Source organism: Neisseria sp. P0022.S010 (assembly GCF_051956635.1).
Map to the genome: position 1 here is coordinate 1 of NZ_JBQCXF010000020.1, position 18,034 is coordinate 18,034.

The window sequence follows — 18,034 nt, forward strand, 5'->3', positions numbered from 1 at the left end:
ACAGCATCATGACGATTAAAATTACCCTTATTGACGACCACACCCTATTTCGCAGCGGTATCAAGGCCTTGCTTTCGCGCCAGCCTGATTTTGAAGTCGTCGGCGAAGCTTCAGACGGCCTGGCCGGCGTAAAAATGGTTGAGCAGCTCAAGCCTGATGTAGTCTTGCTGGATTTGGATATGCCGGTCATGAACGGTCGCGAAGCATTGGCTCAAATTTTAAGTATTAATCCGCAGCTGACCGTCATTATGCTGACTGTTTCTGAAGACAGCGACGATTTGACCGAATGTATGCGTATGGGCGCAAAAGGCTTTTTGCTGAAAAACATCAATGCCGACTTCCTGTTGGAAAGCATCCGCAAAGCTGTTGATGGCGACAATGTCTTCTCTCCAGAAATGACCAGCCGCTTGGTGCAATCGCTGATTTCCCCTTCTCCTTCCCGCTCCGACCATCTGCTGGAGCAACTGACCCCGCGCGAAATGGAAATCTTGGGCTATCTTGCCGCCGGACACAGCAATAAAATCATTGCCCGCCATTTGAATCTGGCAGAGTCAACCGTTAAAGTGCATGTGCAAAACCTGTTGCGCAAGTTGAACCTAAGCAGCCGTGTACAAGCAGCGGTTTATGCGGTGCAACACAAAGTACCGCAACCGGTATTGTCTTAATCAGGCCGTCTGAAACCTTCTTTTTAAAAGGTTTCGGGAAGAGCGTTTATTCGCTATAATCACGCCGATTTATATGCAGGGTTGTCTGATTCTTTCAGACGGCCTTTTTATTTGATTTCTCACTGATTTAAAACAACATGTCCGAAAACATTCCAGAAAATACACCCGCAAATACCGTTCCTGAAGAACACAAACGCAGCATCCGCAGTTTCGTCTTGCGCCAAGGCCATATGACCGCGGCTCAACAGCGCGCCATTGATACGATGTGGCCGCAATTTGGTGTGGACTTCCAAGAAGCTCCTTTGGATTTGAACCGTGTATTCGGACGGAACAATCCTAAAGTATTGGAAATCGGTTTCGGTATGGGCGTCGCGACAGTGGAAATCGCCAAACATCTGCCCGATACCGACTTTTTAGCGATTGATGTTCACGGCCCGGGCGTGGGCAATATCTTGAAGCTGATTGAGGAAGAACACATTTCCAATATCCGCGTGATGCGTCATGATGCTGTGGAAGTAGTGGAAAAAATGCTGGAAGACGGTTCTTTAGACGGCATTCATATTTTCTTCCCCGACCCTTGGCACAAAAAACGCCACAATAAACGCCGCTTGGTACAAGTGCCGTTTGTTGAAAAGCTGCTGCCCAAACTCAAAAGCAGCGGCTATGTCCATATGGCGACCGACTGGGAAGAATACGCCGTGCAAATGCTGGAAGTTTTGAGCAGTTTCGACGCTTTGCAAAACACGGCTGCCGATTACGCCCCTACGCCTGATTATCGTCCTGAAACCAAGTTTGAAGCCCGCGGCAAGCGATTGGGTCATGGCGTTTGGGACTTGGTGTTCCGCAAAAAATAAAGCAAAATATAAAACACAAGGCCGTCTGAAAAGTTTCAGACGGCCTTTTATCTTATTGATTAAGCCAAGAAAAGTTTATAGGCCGGATTGTCGGTTTCCTCTTTATAGACATAACCCAAGCTATCCAAGAAGTCGGCAAACGCCTCATTGTCGCTTTCCGGCACATCGATACCGACCAAAATACGACCGTAGTCTGCGCCATGGTTGCGGTAATGGAATAAAGTAATATTCCACTCGGCACGCATATGGTTCAAGAAACGGGACAACGCACCCGGGCGCTCAGGAAATTCAAAGCTAACCAAACGTTCGTTGGCTACTTTTTCCGTCCGTCCGCCGACCATGTAACGGATATGGATTTTGGCGATTTCGTCATTGGTCAGATCGACATTGGGCAAGCCTGCGTCAGCCAATTGTTTGCTGATGACGGCCAAGTCTTGCGCACCGGCAGTTTGCAAGCCGACAAAAATATGCGCATTTTTATCGCTGCCGTAGCGATAGTTGAACTCAGTAATGTTCCGGCTTCCCAACAAATTGATAAACTTCAGGAAGCTGCCCTTTTCTTCGGGAATGGTAACGGCGAAAATGCCTTCATTGCCCTCGCCCAGCTCACTACGCTCTGAAACGTGGCGTAAGCGGTGGAAGTTCATGTTGGCGCCGCTGGTAACGGCAACTAAGTTTTGGCCTTGAATATTGTTTTTCGCAACGTAAGCCTTCAGGCCGGCAAGTGCCAATGCGCCCGCAGGCTCGGTAATGCTGCGCGTATCGTCAAAAATATCTTTAATCGCGCCGCACAACATATCCGTATTGACCGTAATAATTTCGTCCAACAGCTCTTTACACAGGCGGAAGGTTTCCTCGCCCACCACTTTAACCGCAGTACCGTCTGAAAACAGGCCGACATCTTTCAAATGTACGATTTCACCTGCCTCTACCGATTGCTTCATACAGCAAGAGTCATCGGTTTGCACACCAATCACTTTAATCTCAGGGCAAACCTGTTTGATAAATGCCGCTACGCCTGCTGCCAAACCGCCGCCGCCAATCGGAACAAAAATCGCATTGATATTACGGTGTTGACGGAGGATTTCCATGCCGATGGTTCCCTGACCGGCAATTACGTCAGGATCATCAAAGGGCGCAATATAGGTTAGTTTTTCCTTTTCTGCCAACTCCATCGCATAATCATAGGCATCGTTGTAAGACACGCCTTTCAATACCACTTCGCCGCCTCGGCTCTTTACCGCATCGATTTTGATTTTAGGCGTTGTTTCCGGCATCACGATAACGGCACGGCAACCCAAATACTGCGCCGATAAAGCCACACCCTGCGCATGGTTGCCGGCGCTGGCAGCAATCACGCCGCAATCCAAGGCTTCTTTCGGCAGCTTCGCCATTTTGTTGTACGCGCCGCGGATTTTAAACGAAAACACAGGCTGCAAATCTTCGCGCTTGAGTAAAACCTGATTGTTCAGACGGCCTGACAGACTGCGAGCCAAATCCAAGGGCGTTTCTACGGCCACATCATAAACGGAAGCGGTCAAAATACGGGTTAGATAATCAGAAAGAGGAAGGGAATGGTTCATGGTATTTTAGTGTTCGGAAATAAATTGCAATTCGGTCAAATCAACCGGAGGAAAAAGTTAAAACCATACCCCTGAGGCCGTCTGAAGGCAAGAAAAATCTTAGCAAATCCTGAATGAAACGGTATAATGTCCGCTTACTATCTATTTAGTATGCCAAACTGTTTACTCAATAACAGTATCCACCCATATTCAAATCTACAAACAATGATGAAAAAAACGCTACTTAGCTTAATTTTTGCTGCCCTCCTGAATACCCACGCCCTTGCCGCCGATCCAGTTGCCTCCGCACCTGCCGTACAAGGCGAGGCACAGCCGCAGCCATTGTTGCACAGCATCAACAGTCCGACAACGCCTCCGGAAATCGCGGCGACTGCCTACATCGTTACCGACCTGCACAGCAAGCAAACCTTGGCATCCAACAATGCCGACGCGCCTATCGAACCTGCCGCGTTGACGCAAATGATGACTGCCTACCTTGCCTTTAAAGCATTAGAAAACGGTACACTTGAAGCAAGCCAAATGCTGACCGTTTCCAATGCTGCATGGAAGGTCGAAGGTTCGCGTATGTTCCTCGACCCAAAAGTGCCTGTCAGCGTCAGCTCCTTAATTAAGGGGACAACCATCCAATCGGCCAACGATGCCGCCATCACCCTTGCAGAAGCCATCGGCAACGGCTCCATCGACGAATTTGTCAAACAAATGAATGAAGAAGCCAAACGCTTGGGCATGAAGCACACCCACTTCAACAATCCGACCGGCATTTCTTCTAACGGCCATGTTTCAACCGTTGGCGACTTGGCCATTTTGGCAGCCGCGCTGATCAACGACTATCCGAAATACTATCCTTTGTTTGCAAACAAATCTTTCAAATACAATAATATCGAGCAGCCCAACCGCAACCTCCTGCTCTATCGCGACAGCAGTATCGACGGTTTAAAAACCGGCTATTCTGAAGGCGCAGGCTATCATCTTGCTGCTTCCAGCAAACGCAACAACCGCCGTATTGTTTCCATCCTTGCCGGTGCCGAATCTACCGAAGCACGCGCCAGCGAAAGCAGCAAACTGCTCAACTGGTCATTGCAGGCATTTGATACGCCTAAACTTTACAACGGCGGAGAAGTGATTTCCCAAGTCAAAGTTTACAAAGGCAGCGCCAAAGCCGTAGATATCGGTTTCTTGGACGATGTTTACATTACCATCCCCCACGATACCGGCAAAAACGTCAAACCAATCTTAGAAACACTTCAGCCCGTCCTCGCCCCAATTGAAAAAGGCCAAGTATTGGGCAAACTGAAAGTCATGAAAGACGGCAAAGTCATTGCCGAAAAAGACGCCGTCGCGCTAAACGGTGTGGAAGAAGGCAGCTGGCTGCTCCGTATGTGGGATGCGATTGTGTTGTGGTTTAAAGGTTTATTCAGTTAATGCTCTTCTAAACAACCAACCATAACAAGATAAGCAACAAAAGGCCGTCTGAAATCTGTTTTCCAGTTTTCAGACGGCCTTTATTCAGCCTAAAAAACAGCTAATTAAATGATTCCAGCGTTGGCGGCAGATACTGCATCATCGTGAACATCAGCCGTATTGACAGACGAGTAGCTCATGCGCTCAGTGTGCGTATTGACGGCTGACAAATGACTGATATTGCCGTTGCCTGACAATCTACCCATCAACTCTTGCAGGCTCAATGTACCTTCATCGAAACGGAAGGTATCAATCACAGCATCAGTTTTACCGGAAACGAACTGATCATTGATGGTAATGCTGTCCCCTTCTGATCCCTTGATGGTAATTTTCCAATCAGTATTGCCTCGAACATCGGTGGCAACATCAATGTGCAGGTCATTAACAGAGATATTTTGGCCGAATTGCAACGCATTATGTTCGCCCACATTATCGACAATCGTATCCTTACCTTCTCCAAGGCTGAAAACATAAGTATCGGCACCCTTGCCGCCAACCAAGTAATCGGTTCCTTGTCCGCCGAATAAAACGTCGTCGCCATCACCCCCACTCAAACGGTCATCGCCACTTTCTCCCCATAAGGTATCGTTGCCATTACCTCCATGTACAGAATCATTGCCCATACCGCCATTAAGACGATCGTCTCCATCATAGCCGAAAATGACATCATCACCTGAATCACCGTTAATCGTATCATTACCCAAACTACCTCTGATCCGGTCATTGCCATCGCCGCCACTGACAAGAGCATGGCTGCTGTCCGTAATGGTTATGATGTTATCCTCCCCTAAATGAAGCGAGGCTTGGGTAAGACTGTGATCATCTACTTCCGCTACATTTTTTGCAGAATTATTTTCTGCTACCGAAAGGCTGTGATTATTTTCGATGGTCAATGTAGTCTCGTTTACAGACTCCGGAATATTACCTTCTTTAGGATTACGGGTTTTGGTAATTTCTTGGTCGGAAAGATTATTCACAATAGTGTTATTTTCAATTTTGATATTTTTGAGTTCTCCCAAAATATCTTTTTTGGGAGTAGCATAATCCCTGCCTTCTTCCAAATCGATAGAACCTTTAACACGACCATATGTGTCCGCATTAGTCCCGTTGCTTACCAGTAAATTATCGTGAACGGAAATACCCGTATCATTGAAATCAAAATTATGGCTTTTTTTGAATACAGTGTTTAAGCGTACGCCGCCCCAATTGGTATTATCTTTGATAAGGTTATTGGCTACTTCATGACCTTTGCCGCCAAAGATACCAATACCGGCCGCACGCCAGCCTAATTCAACGGTATTATTCAAAAAGCGGTTATTTTCAGCAACATGGGCATTAGTATTTTCATGAATGCTCGACCATGTTGCTAATCCATCATCACCATTGCCACGGATATTGGAATTGATAACGGTGGAATTGCTGGTACCTTGGGCAAAGTTAACGCCATCTGCCAAGTTATTGCGAATAGTGGCATTAGAAATAGTCAAACCATCAGTGTAATTTAAAGGTTTGTTTTGAGAATAATCTCCAATCCATACGCCAGCTTCAAAATGTTCAATTTTGATATCGTGAATAGAAGAGCCGGTACCTAAAGTGCCGGATATCCCTTTATAATTGGCTTTCTCATCATGTCTTGAATTTAGATTTGAATCCATAGAGAGATTGCCCAAATCTATATCTTTACTACCGGGTTCAAAAGTAATACCGCCGCCACCGCTCACATACCCATTATCATCGTATTTAGCAGCTTCTGTATTCAAAAAATGTAACTTAGTGTGCCATTGCCCTGCACCGGTAATCTTAATACCATCAGGAACATAAAGAGAAATTGGTCGTGAAAAATCAAATTGACCTTCAGGAAGGTAAACAGATTTTTTAGACGCTTTGGCAGATTCAATCGCAGCCATAAATGCTTGGTAATCATCCGAGCCGTCATTGGCAACTGCGCCGAAATCAGTAATGCTAACACTGTTTTCAGGCTGTCTAATGGCGTCCGGTGCTTTTTCCAAATCAACCAAGTCAATGCCTACGGGCGTGCTGTCGAGATTAGTGATGGTAACTGTATCTCCTTTATTGATATGGGCATCTTTAAATAATTGGCTGACTTCGTCAAATTGGAAACGGGCAAGCCTATCTGCCGCGGGTGTATCATGAACTTTAATATCGCCATTCGGATGATATTTGTAGTTATCTAAATATTGCCAGTTGGATTTGGAAGATAAATCCAAAGTCCCGATCACTGTATTATTGACTTTGACTTCTACTTTACCGCTTTCACCGTCAGGAACGGTATAGCGGACGGTTACGGCATTGGCATCTGCTTGTGCAATAAATGACACAGATGCATTAGTCGGCAAATCAACATATGCCTGACCGCTTGCTTCACGGGCGGTTGCGTGTTCTGCCTCTGAAGAAGGGGCATTTTTAACAACACCGTTTTTCAGTTCACCTTGTTCTGCCTCATAAGTCGTATAGCCAAGTTCGGCACCATATTGAGAGGCATTGGGCACTGCTGTTTTAATGTTTACCATTTAATATATTCCTTCAAAAATGTCGTAATATTAAGTATTCTTTTGCAAAAAAACTTTTATTAGTCATAATTTTGGCATAAAAGTTCAATATGGTATTGTTTAATTTTGAAAAGAAAATGCCGTCTGAAAATATAGAAATTTTCAGACGGCATCTCAATGCCTTATTAGATTGGGGGTAAAGATTTAAGCCAAACCTTTTTTTCCAGATATCTTTCAATTACCTGTTTATATTCAGATGTATCATTCAATTCAATGATTCATATGGATATTTTCTTCTAGCAAGTACATACTATCTAGAACCTTAATTTACTGCGACTTATCTTTCTGCCATGCTTGGTATGAACGAATGGCTAAAAACAGGCAGACAATCCAAATTATGCCCAAGAAGCCCCAAACACCGGTTGCACCAAACTCATTAAATAACCAAGCCACTGCTCGGCCTTTACGAGAAGCATGTTCAGTGTCGACAACATTTACAGCGTCTCCAAGCGTAATGTACCAGCCCAATACAGGCAACACGATTAGCGCAAGCAGGTTTTGTAGTAGTTTTTTAAGATGTGCATTCATATTGTTTCCTTACAAAACTCCTTTTTTCTCCAGATAGCTTTCGTAATCGCCCAAGTAGTGTTCATATCCGCCTTTGCCATCCAATTCGATGATTTGGGTAGCCAGTGAAGATACAAACTGACGGTCGTGCGATACGAAAATCAGCGTACCGTTGTATTTTTCCAGCGCCATGTTCAGCGATTCGATGCTTTCCATGTCCATGTGGTTGGTCGGTTCGTCCATAACCAAGACATTGGGTTTCAACAGCAACAGTTTGCCATAAAGCATACGGCCTTTTTCACCACCGGAAAGAACCTTCACTTTTTTCACAACATCGTTGCTGCCGAAGAGCAAGCGGCCCAAAGTGCCGCGGATGACTTGTTCGTCATCGCCTTCCTGGCCCCATTGACGCATCCATTCAGTCAAATCCATATCAACGTCGAAGTCGTTTTCATGGTCTTGCGGATAGTAGCCGACACTGGCTTTTTCTGCCCATTTGATGGTGCCTTCGTCCGGCAACAGGCCGTCTGAATATTCGGGGTTGTACGCGCCGGCCAAAAGTTTCAACAGGGTAGATTTACCTGCGCCGTTCGGGCCGATGATGGCAAGGCGTTGACCGGCTTCAAGGATGAAGTTCAGGTTTTTAAACAACTGGGTTTCAAAACGTTTGGCCAGTTTTTCAACTTCCACAGCCTGACGGTGCAACTTGGCTTTTTCATCGGCTTCAAAACGGATATACGGGTTTTGACGGGTAGAAGGCTTGACTTCGACCATCTCCGATTTGATTTTGTCTGCTTGTTTCAGACGGCTGGTTGCCTGACGGGCTTTGGATTTGTTCGCAGAGAAGCGGGCGACGAACTCTTGCAGCTCTTGCAGTTTCTCTTTGGCTTTGGCGTTGTCTTTCAGGGCGCGCTCACGCGATTGGGCGGAAGCGAGCATGTAGTCGTCGTAGTTGCCCGGATAGATGGTGATGGTGTTATAGTCCAAATCCGCCATGTGGGTGCAGACTTCGTTCAAAAAGTGACGGTCGTGCGAAATGATAATCATGGTGGAGTCGTATTGGTTCAACACGCCTTCCAACCAGCGGATGGTATTAATGTCCAAGTTATTGGTCGGTTCGTCTAAGAGCAATACATCTGGCTTGGAGAACAGGGCTTGCGCCAGCAATACGCGCAATTTGAAACCCGGGGCAACTTCTGCCATGGTCGCATTGTGCAAATCTTCGGAAATGCCCACGCCGCTCAACAATTCGGCAGCGCGTGCTTCGGCGGTGTAGCCGTCGTATTCGGCGAACTTAGCTTCCAGTTCGGCGGCTTTCATGTAGTCGTCTTCGGTCGCTTCGGGATTGGCGTAAATCGCGTCGCGTTCGGTCATTGCCGCCCACATTTCGGTGTGCCCCATCATCACCACGTCCAGCACGCGCATGTCTTCGTAGGCAAACTGGTCTTGGCGCAATTTACCCAAACGCACGCCGTTTTCAATCGCGACTTCGCCGGCGGTCTGTTCCAAATCGCCGCCGAGGATTTTCATGAAGGTGGATTTGCCTGAGCCGTTGGCGCCGATCAAGCCGTAACGGTTGCCTTCGCCGAATTTGACGGATACGTTTTCAAACAGCGGCTTTGCGCCGAACTGCATGGTGATGCCGTTGGTAGAAATCATTATTCGTAAAACCTTTATAAATAGAATGTTATAATCGGAGGCGATTGTAGCATATTTTTGCAAAGACCTCAGGATTGAGGCCATGGCAAATGCGCCCAATAATGCGTCCAATTTCGATACAAGATGAAAACAGGCAGCGCTTCACGCAAAGACGCGTTGTAGGCAGCATTTCAGGCCGTCTGAAACGGAGAAACGATATGGAAACGCACAAAATCTATTACGCCGTGATTATTTTGGTATGTGCCGCCTCCATGCTGCTCAGCCCGTTTTTCTATATCCGCCGCACGCGATCTGGCCCTGAATTGCGGCACGCGCCCAGACAGTGGAAACCCATCCTCTTCGCCAACATCATCATGATTGCGGCTTTGTTTGTTTGGTGGAAATGGTTTTAAGGAAAAATAAAAATGAACAAAATCTGGATCAGCACATTACTGCTCGCTTTGACAACTGCGGTTTCCGCCGCGCCTATTTTTGAATGTACCGATTCTGCCGGCCGCAAAGTCTATACCCAAGCCGGCGGCAAAAACTGCAAAGCCAGCAATATCGGCAAACCGTCCGTATATACTTCTGCGCCTGTTTCAACATCGGCAACGCCGATTTCCCCAAGCAAAACCGAACAGGCGGAAGAAGCTGTCGCCCCGATCAATCCGGCTGATGTCGGCGCGGCCAAGCGTGCTTTAGATACCACCAAGAAAAATTTGGAAGAAGGCAAAAAAGTGCGTTACGGCAATGAACGCAACTATGCCCGTTATCTCGAACGGATCAACGGTTTGGAAAAAGCCGTCCGCTCGGCTCAGGAAAACTACGATGCAGCGCAACGCCAACCTGCCTCTCAAGATCCTGTTGCCTATTGATACTTACTACCACACCAGCAAGGCCGTCTGAAATATGATGTTCAGACGGCCTTTTCATCTCTTCAATATAACAAAATCGTCTTTATACCAAACAAAGCATTCTTTCCAGTTTCCAGACGGCCTTGTTAAAGTAAGCGCGTATTAAATTTTGACGGTTGCCATTATGTTGTTACTCAAAACGCCTTCTGTATTGCCGGGTTTCAAACTCAGCCTGGGTTTGACGGTTTTATGCCTGTCGCTTTTGGTGGTTTTGCCGTTTGCCATGATGGCGGCCAAGGCGGCGGAAATCGGCTGGAGCGGATTTTGGAACACGATTACCGAACCCAATGTCTTGGCGGCCGTCTGGCTGAGCTTGCGGATGTCGTTTTATGCGATGTTGACCAATATCGTGTTCGGTACATTGGTTGCCTGGGTATTGGTGCGCTATGAATTTCCGGGCAAAGGATTGGTAAACGCTTTAGTCGATTTGCCGTTTGCGCTGCCGACGGCGGTAACAGGCATTGCGTTGGCAACCCTATACGCCCCAGATGGCTGGATAGGCCGTTTTTTCGAGCCTTTGGGCATCAAAATCGCCTTTACACCTACCGGCATCTGGATTGCGCTGATTGTCGTCAGCCTGCCCTTTATCGTCCGCGCAGTGCAGCCGGTATTGGAAGAATTGTCGGGCGAATATGAAGAAGCGGCGGCAACTTTGGGCGCAAGCCGTTGGACTACGTTCCGCCGTGTCCTTTTGCCTGAAATCACGCCGGCACTTCTGACCGGTGCAGGCATGATGTTTGCCCGCTCTACCGGCGAATACGGCTCGGTCATCTTTATCGCGGGCAATATTCCGATGGTGTCTGAAATCCTACCCTTGATTATTACCGGCAAGCTGGAGCAATACGATGCTCAGGGCGCGTCTGCCGTTGCTCTGTTTATGCTGATGATTTCGTTTGTTATTCTGCTGATTTTAAACATTATGCAATGGACTTTAAGCCGCCGCGCCGGAGCGAGGGTTTAACAAACAACAGGCCGTCTGAAACATTAAGCAAACATTTTTCAGACGGCCCAAACAGATACAAGAATAAATCGAGACTACCCTACCATGAAAACCCATTCCACCAATCCAAATTTGAGCGAACCGCGTTGGCTGCGCGTATTGCTGACCGCTACCGCCTTGGGCTTTCTGCTGCTGATGCTGGTCGTGCCTTTGGTTGCCGTATTCTATGAAGCCTTAAAAGGCGGTTGGGATTTATACCTGCAATCTCTGACCGATCCCGAAGCATGGTCTGCCATCAAATTAACGCTGATTACCGCGCTGATTGTCGTTCCCGTCAATGCCGTATTGGGCGTGGCGATGGCGTGGCTGCTGACCCATTTCGACTTCCGCGGCAAGCAGTTGCTGACCACCCTGCTCGATTTGCCGTTTTCCGTATCGCCCGTGGTGGCCGGTTTGATGTTCGTCTTATTGTTCGGCGCGCACACGGCGTTGGGCGGCTGGCTCGAAGCGCAAGGCATACAGATTATCTTCGCCATCCCCGGCATTATTTTGGCAACCCTGTTCGTTACCTTCCCCTTTGTCGCGCGCGAAATCATTCCTTTAATGCAGGCGCAGGGCGACAGTGAAGAACAAGCCGCGCTGATACTCGGTGCAAACGGCTGGCAGATGTTTTGGCGCGTTACCCTGCCCAACATCAAATGGGCGCTGCTCTACGGCATCATTCTTACCAACGCCCGCGCGATGGGCGAGTTTGGCGCAGTCAGCGTGGTATCGGGGCACATTCGCGGCGAAACCAACACCATCCCGCTTTTGGTCGAAATCTTCTACAACGAATACAACTTCACCGGCGCATTCGCCCTCTCCGGCGTATTGGCACTTTTAGCCTTGGCCACCTTGCTGGTGCAAAACATCATTACCAAATTACAAGATAAAAAACTCGCCGCCGCCGAAAGGAACGCAGCATGAGCATCACTATTCAAAACTTAAACAAACACTTCGGAGCGTTCCACGCGCTGAAAAACATCAACCTCAATGTCCCCACCGGCAAACTCGTTTCCCTGCTCGGCCCTTCCGGCTGCGGCAAAACCACGCTCTTGCGCATTATCGCCGGACTGGAAAACGCCGACGGCGGCCAAATTCTCTTTGACGGCCAAGACGTAACCGCCAAGCATGTGCGCGAGCGCAAAGTCGGTTTCGTGTTCCAACACTACGCCCTCTTCCGCCACATGAACATGTTTGACAACGTTGCTTTCGGTTTGACCGTATTGCCCAAGTCCGAACGCCCGTCCAAAGAACAAATCCGCGCCAAAGTCGAAGAATTGCTCAAACTCGTGCAGCTCTCCCACCTCGCCAAATCCTATCCGCACCAACTCTCCGGCGGCCAACGCCAACGCATCGCCCTTGCCCGTGCCCTCGCCGTCGAACCCAAACTCCTGCTCCTGGACGAACCCTTCGGCGCGCTGGATGCTAAAGTGCGCAAAGAATTACGCACTTGGTTGCGCGACATTCATCACAACCTAGGCGTAACCAGCATTCTGGTCACGCACGACCAAGAAGAAGCCCTTGAAGTTTCCGACGAAATCGTCGTCATGAACCACGGCCAAATCGAACAAACCGGCAGCGCCGAAGCCATTTACCGCAAACCAGAAAACGCCTTCGTTACAGAGTTCCTCGGCGAAACCGATGCATTTGAAGGACGCATCGAAAAAGGCATTTGGCATTACCACGGTTTCGAATGGAAATTGGATGCGCAATACAAATGGCAGGAGCAAACCGCCATCGGCTATATCCGTCCGCACGAATGGCAGCTTGCCACCGAAAACGAAACGCCGATGATTCGTGCCAAAATTGAAAAAATCCACGCCGTCGGAGCATTGACGCATATTTTGGTGAAACACGACAAACAAGACGTGCATATCACGCTGGCAGGCAGCGATGCCGCGCGTTACCAAATCGCCGAAGGCAAAGAATTGAATCTGATTCCGAAACAGGTTTATGTCTTCTCTCAAAACGAGCTGATTGAATATTCGATTTGAGACTAAATCATAAGGCCGTCTGAAAATCTGCTTTCAGACGGCCTTTAATCTTATTTAAACCTGCCAATCAATCGGCTCTAAACCATGTGCCTGCAAATAAGCGTTTGCCTGCGAAAAATGTTTGCAGCCGAAAAAGCCGCGATATGCCGACAAAGGCGAAGGATGCGGCGCGGTCAGCACCAAATGACGGTTGCGGTCGATAAACGCGCCTTTTTTCTGCGCATGGCTGCCCCACAACATAAAGACCAAATGCTCGCGTTCCTTATCCAATTGTCGGATGACTTCATCGGTAAACACCTCCCAGCCAAAAGTCGCATGGGAATGCGCCGCACCGGCACGGACAGTCAACACCGTGTTCAATAGCAACACGCCCTGTTCCGCCCAATGCTGCAAATAGCCGTGTTGCGGAATCTGAAAACCTTCAATATCCGTCGCCAACTCTTTATAAATATTGACCAGCGACGGCGGCACCGCAATTTCAGGTTGCACGGAAAACGCCAAACCATGCGCCTGCCCCGCACCGTGATACGGGTCTTGCCCCAAAATCACTACTTTTACATTTCCGAATTCAGTCGTCCGAAAGGCATTGAATACATCGCGCTCAGGCGGATAAACGGTTATCCCCGCCTGCCTTTCGTGGCGAACCTTCTCCAAAATCGTTTGAAAATACGCCTTTTCTTTTTCCGCACCAATCGCCTCGTGCCAAGTCTGCATTATTTGCCGCTCCGTATTTGAATGGGCTTATTATAAAGGATATGCCGCATAACGATATGGTTTGTTGCTGCCGCCGGCCTGAAGATTATCGACAGCAACAAGCCTAAAGCGTCATAATAGCATTCTGAATCAGGCCGTCTGAAAACCCGATACGGCTTTTCAGACGGCCTTTTTATATCGTTCGATTTTTATATGAATACACAAACCATCCAAACCTATCTTGTCGGCGGCGCCGTCCGCGACCATCTGTTAGGCCTGCCCGTCAAAGACCGCGATTGGGTAGTCGTCGGTGCAGATGCGCAAACCATGTTGGCTCAGGGTTATCAGCCGGTTGGCAAGGATTTCCCTGTCTTTCTCCATCCGGACAGCCACGAAGAATACGCCCTCGCCCGTACCGAACGCAAAACCGCCAAAGGCTATGCCGGATTCAGCTTTCACGCCGATAAAGACGTTACGCTGGAACAAGACCTGATGCGCCGCGACCTGACCATCAATGCCATGGCCCAGGATTCAGACGGCACGATCATCGATCCCTTTGGCGGACAACAAGATTTAGCAGCCGGCATCCTGCGCCACGTTTCGCCCGCCTTTGCCGAAGACCCCGTGCGGATTTTGCGTATCGCCCGTTTTGCCGCGCGTTATGGGTTTCAAATTGCCGATGAAACCATGTCGCTGATGCGGCAAATGGTAGAAAACGGCGAAGCGGATGCCTTGGTTGCCGAACGCGTCTGGCAAGAATTGGCCAAAGGTTTGATGGAGAAAAACCCGCGCAAAATGATTGAAGTTTTACGCGAATGCGGCGCACTCAAAGTCTTGCTGCCCGAGCTTGACGCCCTTTTCGGCGTACCGCAACGCGCCGACTATCATCCCGAAATCGACAGCGGTATCCATACGCTGATGGTTGTACAACGGGCCGCCGAAATGAATCTATCCCTTGCCGAACGCTATGCCGCCCTATTACACGACTTAGGCAAGGCAAAAACACCGGCCGATATCCTGCCGAAACACTACGAACACGACATCAATGGTGTCGAACCCGTCCGCGAAGTCAATCAACGCCTGCGCGCGCCCAAACACTGCGCCGAGCTTGCCGAACTCGTCTGCCGCTGGCACATCATGCTCCATCAAGTCGGGCAGTTCAAAAGCAAAACCATTTTGAAGGTTTTGAAAAAAACCGATGCATTCCGCCGCCCAGAACGTTTTCAGACGGCCTTAAACGTCTGCGTGGCCGACAAACAAGGCCGTCTGAACTTTGAAGACACCCCCTATCCGCAACGCGAACACTGGCTGGCCTTACTTGAGGCCGCCAACCAAGTAGATGCAGGCAAAATCGCCGCCGAGTGCCGCGCACAAGGCAAGGCCCATTTAATTGCCGAACACATCGATCATGCCCGCTTGGCACAAATTACACCGCTGCAAAAAGCGTATCAGGCGGACAAATTAGGAGGCTATTGATGACATCTTCTCGTTATAAAATCAATCAAACACCAAGCAAAATTACCTTGTCAGCAAAAATTATACGAAACCGACGCAGACTTCTATTAACTTGTAGAGACCTTGTAATCTTACTATTAATATTGGCAAACATTCCAAATTTAAACTTTGAATCAGCATTTAATATCATAATCCTTATATTTTTGGGTCTGCTTTTTTGCCAAGGTGTTTATGACTTACTGTGGCAACTTTTTGGACAAGAACATATTCATGTTCAAAATGGGATACTTTCACATCAATTCACGCTATTTGGATTGGGAAAAGGTAAAAAATTTTCACTCGTAGAAATATCTCAATGGCAGCCACATGAGAACTATGCAAATACAGAAAACACTAAAATCACACTACGTAATTATTTGAGCCAGAGAAGAAATAAATCCACCATCTCCAGCCCCTTACGAAAACCAAATAGCAAACAAGGCGCATGGTCATTTGTTTATCATGGGGAAACCATACACATCGGTGAATTTTTTTATAGCGAAGATTGCCAAGCAATTAACTCGAAATTAAACAGCTTAATGACAAAAAAAGCCAAAACAGAGACACTTTTCAAACCAGAAAACGACCTTTAAAACAATTACCACAATATCCGCTATAATCCGCATCTTGACCATCTTATTTCAACAATAAAAATCATGACCATCCAGACCGATTTACTTCACGAAAAAATCAGCAATGAAGATTATCAACGCCTTATTGTCAAACATAGCGAATCTTTCAGCGACGGCGAAATCCGCCTATTGAATGAGATTTTGGAGAAATTTGAATTCGATGTCGTACAGGAACAAGCATTGGCGCAAGCGGTGATGCAGCAGGTGCGCTTTGACCCCAACGCCTACCATATCGACAGCGACGACGAAGACACCACAGGCATCTGCCCCCACTGCATCAATCCGCCCATGCCGCCCCTGCGCGATTATTTGGTTTGGCGCGAAACACGCGGTTAGGAATTTTCCTAATCGATTTTGATAAGTTACTAACCATTCGCTATCGAATAAGGCCGTCTGAACAGGTTTCATCGTTACATTTGTTCAGACGGCCTTTTGTAAATAAATATTCACAATTAGGATAAATCAGTATAATCTGCGCCGTTTGAATTTTCTTCGGAGCTTTTATGAATCAGCTTAAAACGGCGATAGCCGGTGCGCAGATTTTGTTTGTCGCATTCGGTGCCATGGTGCTTGTGCCGCTTCTGACGGGACTGAACCCGGCTTTGGCATTATTGGGCGCAGGCTTGGGCACGTTGTTGTTCCAATTGGTTACCAAACGTAAAGTGCCGATTTTCCTCGGCTCTTCTTTTGCCTTTATTGCACCGATTATCTACTCCATCGGCGAATGGGGCCTGCCTTCTACCATGTTCGGCCTGTTTGCGGCCGGCTTCATGTACTTTGTTTTTGCCGCATTGATCAGATGGCGTGGTCTGGATGCGGTACACAAACTGTTGCCGCCCGTGGTTATCGGCCCGGTGATTATGGTAATCGGCTTGTCCGTGGCCGCTGCAGCCAGCAGCATGGCCATGGGTCAATCAGGCGGCAAGCAGGTCATCGACTATATCGACTCGCTGATTCTGTCCGGCTTTACCTTTGCGGTAACCGTCATCGTTTCTGTCTTCGGCAGCAAAATGATGAAGCTGATTCCAATTCTGATCGGCGTGGCTTCCGGCTATGTGTTGGCTTTAATCATGGGCTTGGTCGACACCGGCACCATCATCAACGCTCCTTGGTTTGCCGTTCCTCATTTTGAAACGCCTCAAGTCAACTGGCAGGCTGCCCTGTTTATGCTGCCCGTTGCCATCGCCCCGGCCATTGAACACATCGGCGGCATTATGGCCATCGGTAATGTAACCGGCAAAAACTACACCAAAGACCCGGGCTTGGACAAAACCCTCGCCGGCGACGGCTTGGGCGTCTGCGTGGCCGGTTTGATCGGCGGCCCACCTGTAACCACTTACGGCGAAGTGACCGGTGCGGTGATGATTACCAAAAACAGCAACCCCGTCATCATGACCTGGGCGGCAATTTTTGCGATTTGCATGGCATTTTTCGGTAAATTTAACGCGTTTTTGGCTTCGATCCCTATGCCGGTTATGGGCGGCATTATGTTGCTGCTGTTCGGTACTATCGCCTCTTTGGGCATCAAAACATTGATTGATGCAAAAGTCGATTTGATGCAGCCGAAAAATCTGGTTATTGTCAGCTCCGTATTGACGACCGGCATTGGCGGCATGATTATCAAAGTAGGTACTTTGAGCTTCGCCGGTGTAGGTTTATGTGCCGTATTGGCCATTATCCTGAACTGTGTTTTGCCCAATACAAAATCAGAAGAAGCATAAATAGCTTGTTCATAAACTCAAAGGCCGTCTGAAAATAAGATTTCAGACGGCCTTTTGATCATTACGCTTTATAATACAATGAAAAAATGCCGGAGACTCAATCATCTCCGGCATTTTTGAATAAGGTGGCGAGCCGAACCCCCGGCACTGGCTCATCAGAGTGGGCTGCTGGCTTCCGCCCCTGACCCGGTGTTCCGAATTACCATGCGGGGAGACCCGCCGTAGAAAAAACGCATTATAGCGGTTTTACAGAAAAACTCAAGCGATAAAATCTGTCAGGCCGTCTGAAAACCATCTGCATGACAAGATTGTAAACAATATTAACT

17 protein-coding genes and 1 other RNA gene are annotated in these 18,034 nt (G+C 48.1%); 12 read left to right on the forward strand and 6 right to left on the reverse strand.

What is annotated here, in order from left to right:
- Nucleotides 1–8: 8 nt before the first annotated feature.
- Both ACTHUT_RS04065 and trmB read left to right on the forward strand, forming a co-directional pair.
- Entirely contained in the window at nt 9–665 is a 657-nt protein-coding gene (locus ACTHUT_RS04065; RefSeq protein ID WP_003680203.1) for a response regulator, read from the forward strand.
- 137 nt (nt 666–802) lie between these two features.
- Complete coding sequence (gene trmB, locus ACTHUT_RS04070) at nt 803–1,519, forward strand: tRNA (guanosine(46)-N7)-methyltransferase TrmB (RefSeq protein ID WP_440386714.1); 717 nt, start codon at nt 803–805, stop codon at nt 1,517–1,519.
- A gap of 59 nt (nt 1,520–1,578) precedes the next feature.
- Here the strand turns inward: trmB and ilvA are convergent, their stop codons facing one another.
- Nucleotides 1,579–3,102 carry a threonine ammonia-lyase, biosynthetic gene (gene ilvA / locus ACTHUT_RS04075; RefSeq protein ID WP_440386715.1) on the reverse strand — a complete coding sequence of 508 codons (1,524 nt, stop codon included), beginning with the start codon at nt 3,100–3,102 and terminating at the stop codon, nt 1,579–1,581.
- A 204-nt stretch (nt 3,103–3,306) separates the two neighbouring features.
- Between ilvA and ACTHUT_RS04080 the strand changes: the two genes are divergently transcribed.
- A complete protein-coding gene (locus ACTHUT_RS04080; RefSeq protein ID WP_440386716.1) occupies nt 3,307–4,524 on the forward strand; it encodes a D-alanyl-D-alanine carboxypeptidase family protein in 1,218 nt (405 codons plus the stop codon).
- Nucleotides 4,525–4,628: 104 nt separating this feature from the next.
- Here ACTHUT_RS04080 and ACTHUT_RS04085 read toward each other — a convergent pair whose 3' ends face one another.
- The 3 genes from ACTHUT_RS04085 to ACTHUT_RS04095 all read right to left on the reverse strand — a co-directional run bounded on the left by ACTHUT_RS04085 (nt 4,629) and on the right by ACTHUT_RS04095 (nt 9,299).
- The gene (locus tag ACTHUT_RS04085; RefSeq protein WP_440386717.1) at nt 4,629–7,094 is read right to left on the reverse strand and encodes a calcium-binding protein; all 2,466 of its coding nucleotides are present in this window, start codon (nt 7,092–7,094) and stop codon (nt 4,629–4,631) included.
- Between the two features lie 306 nt (nt 7,095–7,400).
- On the reverse strand, nt 7,401–7,661 hold the full coding sequence (locus ACTHUT_RS04090; RefSeq protein ID WP_440386718.1) for a hypothetical protein: 261 nt from the start codon (nt 7,659–7,661) through the stop codon (nt 7,401–7,403).
- A gap of 9 nt (nt 7,662–7,670) precedes the next feature.
- Nucleotides 7,671–9,299: an ABC-F family ATPase gene (locus ACTHUT_RS04095; protein ID WP_070814066.1), complete on the reverse strand. Its 1,629-nt coding sequence runs from the start codon at nt 9,297–9,299 to the stop codon at nt 7,671–7,673.
- Nucleotides 9,300–9,496: 197 nt separating this feature from the next.
- Here ACTHUT_RS04095 and ACTHUT_RS04100 point away from each other — a divergent pair, with 197 nt between their 5' ends.
- From ACTHUT_RS04100 to ACTHUT_RS04120, 5 genes are all read left to right on the forward strand, one after another.
- Nucleotides 9,497–9,691 carry a hypothetical protein gene (locus tag ACTHUT_RS04100; RefSeq protein ID WP_440386719.1) on the forward strand — a complete coding sequence of 65 codons (195 nt, stop codon included), beginning with the start codon at nt 9,497–9,499 and terminating at the stop codon, nt 9,689–9,691.
- Between the two features lie 12 nt (nt 9,692–9,703).
- A complete protein-coding gene (locus ACTHUT_RS04105; protein WP_440386720.1) occupies nt 9,704–10,153 on the forward strand; it encodes a DUF4124 domain-containing protein in 450 nt (149 codons plus the stop codon).
- A gap of 163 nt (nt 10,154–10,316) precedes the next feature.
- Entirely contained in the window at nt 10,317–11,153 is an 837-nt protein-coding gene (gene cysT, locus ACTHUT_RS04110; RefSeq protein ID WP_440386721.1) for a sulfate ABC transporter permease subunit CysT, read from the forward strand.
- A gap of 84 nt (nt 11,154–11,237) precedes the next feature.
- Nucleotides 11,238–12,098: a sulfate ABC transporter permease subunit CysW gene (cysW, locus tag ACTHUT_RS04115; protein WP_440386722.1), complete on the forward strand. Its 861-nt coding sequence runs from the start codon at nt 11,238–11,240 to the stop codon at nt 12,096–12,098.
- Nucleotides 12,095–13,168, forward strand: coding sequence for a sulfate/molybdate ABC transporter ATP-binding protein (locus tag ACTHUT_RS04120; protein WP_440386723.1), 1,074 nt, complete (start codon nt 12,095–12,097; stop codon nt 13,166–13,168). Before cysW ends, ACTHUT_RS04120 begins: the two co-directional genes overlap by 4 nt.
- A 54-nt stretch (nt 13,169–13,222) precedes the next feature.
- Here ACTHUT_RS04120 and ung read toward each other — a convergent pair whose 3' ends face one another.
- Nucleotides 13,223–13,882 (reverse strand): uracil-DNA glycosylase, encoded by a 660-nt coding sequence (gene ung, locus ACTHUT_RS04125; RefSeq protein WP_440386725.1) that lies wholly within the window; start codon nt 13,880–13,882, stop codon nt 13,223–13,225.
- 192 nt (nt 13,883–14,074) lie between these two features.
- Here ung and ACTHUT_RS04130 point away from each other — a divergent pair, with 192 nt between their 5' ends.
- The 4 genes from ACTHUT_RS04130 to ACTHUT_RS04145 all read left to right on the forward strand — a co-directional run bounded on the left by ACTHUT_RS04130 (nt 14,075) and on the right by ACTHUT_RS04145 (nt 17,708).
- On the forward strand, nt 14,075–15,337 hold the full coding sequence (locus ACTHUT_RS04130; protein ID WP_440386726.1) for a multifunctional CCA addition/repair protein: 1,263 nt from the start codon (nt 14,075–14,077) through the stop codon (nt 15,335–15,337).
- Nucleotides 15,337–15,948 (forward strand): hypothetical protein, encoded by a 612-nt coding sequence (locus ACTHUT_RS04135; protein WP_440386727.1) that lies wholly within the window; start codon nt 15,337–15,339, stop codon nt 15,946–15,948. Before ACTHUT_RS04130 ends, ACTHUT_RS04135 begins: the two co-directional genes overlap by 1 nt.
- 63 nt (nt 15,949–16,011) lie before the next feature.
- A complete protein-coding gene (locus tag ACTHUT_RS04140) occupies nt 16,012–16,323 on the forward strand; it encodes a hypothetical protein (RefSeq protein ID WP_036490806.1) in 312 nt (103 codons plus the stop codon).
- 167 nt (nt 16,324–16,490) lie between these two features.
- Entirely contained in the window at nt 16,491–17,708 is a 1,218-nt protein-coding gene (locus ACTHUT_RS04145; protein WP_440386728.1) for a uracil-xanthine permease family protein, read from the forward strand.
- A 124-nt stretch (nt 17,709–17,832) separates the two neighbouring features.
- Here the strand turns inward: ACTHUT_RS04145 and ffs are convergent.
- Nucleotides 17,833–17,929: signal recognition particle sRNA small type (ffs, locus tag ACTHUT_RS04150), an RNA gene on the reverse strand.
- Nucleotides 17,930–18,034 lie beyond the last annotated feature (105 nt).